The organism is Methanospirillum sp., from assembly GCF_035560735.1.
In the GTDB taxonomy this organism is placed as follows: domain Archaea; phylum Halobacteriota; class Methanomicrobia; order Methanomicrobiales; family Methanospirillaceae; genus Methanospirillum.
In genome coordinates this window covers 1-4,392 of the sequence record NZ_DATMYY010000245.1, presented here as the reverse complement: position 1 = coordinate 4,392, position 4,392 = coordinate 1, and the positions used below count along the sequence as shown (strand labels likewise).

Below are 4,392 nucleotides of genomic sequence, written 5' to 3'. Positions count from 1 at the left end.
TCCTATGGGATGGTGTAAGGTGTGTATCTATGAAGAGATTATTTTCATACATGACCCTCGGGCTGGTAATACTCCTGCTCGCAGTACAGGTAGGGTGTGTTTCAGCAGCAGGGACTGGTTCTAACCAGAGTGAACTCTGGGTATTTGCTGCTGCATCACTGACTGGTGCAATTTATGATATTGACCAGATATTTGAGAAGGCTCATCCAAATGTTCATATTGTAACAGACTTTGATAGTTCTGGAACTCTTGAAACTCAAATAAAGAATGGTGCTCCAGCTGATCTCTTCCTTCCAGCAAGTGATCAGAACATGCAGAACCTTGTTGCAGCAAAATTAATTGATAACTCAAGTGTTACACCAATTGCAAAAGGAAAACTTGCAATTATTGTACCTGCTGATAATCCAAAGAAAATAGCTGGACTTTATGATCTGGGTAATCCCGGAGTTAAAATTGTAAGTGAGGTCTCAAGTGTACCTATCCGTAAGTATACTGAGCAGATGCTGACCAAGGCAAGCAATGATCCCGAGTATGGTCCGGTATTTGTTGGAAATTTCAGGAAAAACATTGTCTCTGAAGAGACCAACGTAGCCCAGGCTGCAACTAAGGTTGCAATGGGAGAAGCAGATGCAGGTATAACCTACTTCTCTGATGTGACCAAGGACATTGCTGATAAAGTTAAGATTATTGAACTTCCAGACAAATTTAATGTTGTAGCCTCATATCCTGCAGGAATTCTGACAAGATCAGGCGAGAAGGACGTTGCCAAACAGTATATCGACCTGATAAAATCAGATCAGGGCAAGACTGTTCTTAAGAACTACAAGTTTGATGTAGCTTAAACCCTACAAAAAGGTGGAAGGGAAAGTTACTCCCCCCCTTTGAAAGATATCTTTGATTTAGGGTTTCAAGTTTCTGAACACGTTATTTCTTTTTGAATTAAATTCCGGATTCTGTCCTTTCCCTATTTCCCTGGCTTCACTGGTCATTACTACCTCTACCAGCCGTAACAGTTCCTAGGTCTCGATGCGGAATTAATGGTTCACTAATTACTAAAGATTCACGTATTCTATTGTAGCAGAGCCGCTTTCAGTACAATAAATGATGGAATCCTAAAATGAGAGAGAAGTGATGGGTCCTCAATATTCTTCTTAAGATCTGGAATGGTTCTTTTAACGAGAGGACACACATCCCACTCTTCTCAAAAGCATTAAAATATGATGAGAGGGGGCGGTGATAATGAAGCGTTTCTCCCCAAAAACTAACCGGTTCACATTTCTCATGTAGATAATCCCTGACGACTTTGTATCCCCGTGGGTTTGTATCCTCATGGGCCCAGTCACTACAGAAGAATGCAGGGTGAGTAATGGAGAGAAGAAATATGCCATCAATCCGGAGAACCCTTGCGACTTCGCTGATGCAGATCTCTATATCTGGGATATCCATCAAAACCATGTTTGCTATGACAATATCCATAGATCTGCTTTTTATTGGAAGAGGCTTGGTAATGTCCATAATAGCGTACATGGCTGCAGACCCTGCATTTTCCTTTGATGCATATGATATCATCTTCTCTGAACCGTCTATCCCAACAGTAAACGCTCTTTTTAATGCAACTTTTTTGGTAAACTCTCCGCATCCGCATCCAAGATCAAGAACATACTTATTGTAGACATCCCCAATCATCGACTCAATAACCGGCATATAAATTGAACGATGAAATATCGTCAGAGGAGATTAATCTTCTGCATATCGTTCTGCAGCAAGATCCCAGAGATTTGGTTGTTCGGTCTTCATTGCCTGTAAAAAGATGTGACTTCAGTATTCCGTCAAACCCTTTTTGCTATCAGAATCATCCGTTTCGATTCGCTGTCTAGCAGTCTACCCTTCCAGTCACTATAGATATTCATAACCATAAGCCCTTCATTTTTAAGAATCCTTATGATCTCATTTGGGTTATAGAGCCGGAGAAAGAACGGGGTATCTCTCCGTTTCCCTTCCCTAATGATGATGCGAGAGTTATACAGCCTTCCAGTTAACGGGTCAAAGCGGTTTCTGTCTATCATCAGATCTGTATTCTTCTCCCTTACTGAAAATCGTGGATAATCCTTTAAAAAAGCATCCCTATTCAGAATATCAAGACATACCATTCCGCCTGGTCGGAGTGAAGAGGCAATATTCCTGATGACGATCTCATTCTCATCATCTGAAAAATACCCAAACGAACTAAACAGATGGATGACACAATCATATGCTTCTGATTCGCAGTATTTCCTGGAATCATTGCAGAGATATTTTACTCTGACTCCTCTCTTATCTGCATCATCCCGAGCTATTGAGAGAAATTCCTGGCTTTGGTCGATACCTGTGACATCGTGCCCAAATTCTGCAAGCCGGTTTGCATGTCTCCCGTGTCCACAGGCGAGATCAAGGATTTTTTTATCTGATTCAAGGCAGAGATTCTGTATGAGAAATGCTACTTCCTCATCAGTATACTCATCCTTTATTATATCCCCATAAAAATAGAGATAATCTTCTGCATCAAAGACTGATGCAGGATCATACGTCTGATTTGTCTTTTCTAGAGCGTCTGGGCTGTTTATAGAGATCCCTTACCTTTAGCTTCAGTAACGAATGTTTCAAGTCTTTTTTTTTCTTCTTCAAGTGAATAATTGATGATATCGGGATGAAGGATATTCGCAACGTCCATCAGGCTGATAAGCCAGCCGAGATCGCCTGATGTGAATTCACTATCCATTGTAAACACCTTTCTTTCTACAGTGGCCTTACATGAGATACCAAGGTTTTTACAGGTCGTGAGAAATTCATCAATCGATGGGGCAAAATGTCCGGAGATCAGAATAATCTCTGGATTTAGGTCGTTGAGTTCTTTAGCTGTGTACTCCGCATGAGACCTCTCATGGAAATTACCCTGTATATTCAGACTCATCCCTCCCGCCATCTCGACAAGGACGTTTCCAAGTTTTGTTGCATACATGGGCGAGAGAGGGTGACAGAATACGCCATATACCCGGGGGTTATTTGCGTTTTGCACCTTTTCTGCGATATCGTTCGCGACTTTGGTTGCATACCTGATAAGTTTCTCACCAGTCTCCTGCCTGCCTGAGAGATTTGAGAGATACCTGGTCATGGCAGTGAACGTCTCAAGTGAATCATGCTGCTGTTGCAGGTCTGCAAGGTATCCATTACCGATGACAAGGTTACAGAGATTATCAATCTCAACTTCATCAGTAACGCCAAGAACTTTCAAGAATGATGCAATAAATTTCGCACCCATAATCGAGCGGTATCCACCAAGGACAGGAGCGTCATCGGCAGGAATCGGTACGATATCCCCTTTGTGGAAATATGTGTACCCACAGGAACAAATCCCGTCAGGCTGCATTGAGAGGATACGGGCAGCCATCGGACCAAAAAATACCCTGTGAATGATCGTTTTCCCACAGTTCGGGCATCGGGAGTCAAGTTCGGTAGTAGCAGGTGTATTAAAGAGATAGACATGGTCCACTACCTCCCGAAGTGTAGTACATATGGCTTCTGCCTGAGTTTTGTCTGGTTGAAAATGGTTGAGATCTTCAGTAACAGCGAAAAACCTCATGACCTGAAATGGAATTGAAGGGGATATCTGTTTGATCCGCTTCGCAGCCCCGCAGATTTCATCTTCTCTTCCAACGAGATACATAGTAGAGACCTCGATAAAAACACCTGCATCATACAGGATTTGGAGGTTTCGAAAGACAGGTTCTGCTGAAACAGCCCCGCACTCCCGGTATCTCTCATCAGAAGATCCTTTCAGCCCGATATTTACAAAATCAAGATACGGGATCATCTGCCTCAAGGTCTCTTCGGTCATATATCCGTTACTTGAGCACCCAATTAAAAATCCCTCTTTCTTTGCAGTCTTTGCGAGCCGCAGGAAGGTGGGAAGTGAGACTGTTGGTTCATTAAGACAGAACGTAATACCCCTGCAGGAGCTTTCCCTTGCAATTGTAAGAATATCCTCCGGGGTATGTGGTGTTAAGACCTTTTGGAGTGTTCCTTTACGAGTTGTCTGAAATTCTGAAATACATCCATCACAGGCAAAGTTACACCCGATGGTGCTTACCAGCAGGAAGATGCTGTTTGGGTAGAAGTGGAGCATCGGAATAGACTCGCTTGAAACCGGGTAAATATTGAGGTATGAATCAGGATAGTTTTCAGTGATAACTCCCGCTTCGTTCTGGTACATTCTGCAGTACCCGGAGATTCCCTCTGCGATATCACAGTACCGCTCACAATAATTGCAGATCATATTTTTTCCGTGGGTATCAGGTTTAGATTCCATGCCTTTTCTGCCTGATAACAGAGGGAACAGAACCATCAGTTGTATAC

Annotated in this window: 4 protein-coding genes and 1 pseudogene; 1 reads left to right on the top strand and 4 read right to left on the bottom strand. The window is 42.7% G+C overall.

The annotated features are described in order from the left end of the window. Positions 1 to 842 (top strand): molybdate ABC transporter substrate-binding protein (modA, locus tag VN429_RS06990; protein WP_325631367.1); only part of this gene is annotated, 842 nt, incomplete at its 5' end. A gap of 247 nt (positions 843 to 1,089) precedes the next feature. On the opposite strand, the gene VN429_RS06985 is transcribed toward modA, so the two are convergent. From VN429_RS06985 to VN429_RS06975, 4 genes and pseudogenes are all read right to left on the bottom strand, one after another. Further along, a complete protein-coding gene (locus VN429_RS06985) occupies positions 1,090 to 1,686 on the bottom strand; it encodes a class I SAM-dependent methyltransferase (protein ID WP_325631365.1) in 597 nt (198 codons plus the stop codon). A gap of 143 nt (positions 1,687 to 1,829) precedes the next feature. Beyond that, positions 1,830 to 2,066 (bottom strand): hypothetical protein, encoded by a 237-nt coding sequence (locus VN429_RS06980; protein ID WP_325631363.1) that lies wholly within the window; start codon positions 2,064 to 2,066, stop codon positions 1,830 to 1,832. 63 nt (positions 2,067 to 2,129) lie between these two features. Next, a pseudogene (locus VN429_RS12560) lies at positions 2,130 to 2,507 on the bottom strand (class I SAM-dependent methyltransferase); the annotation flags it as partial. Between the two features lie 92 nt (positions 2,508 to 2,599). Further along, positions 2,600 to 4,392, bottom strand: a 1,793-nt coding sequence (locus tag VN429_RS06975) for a radical SAM protein (protein WP_325631361.1), incomplete at its 5' end; no start/stop codon positions are given.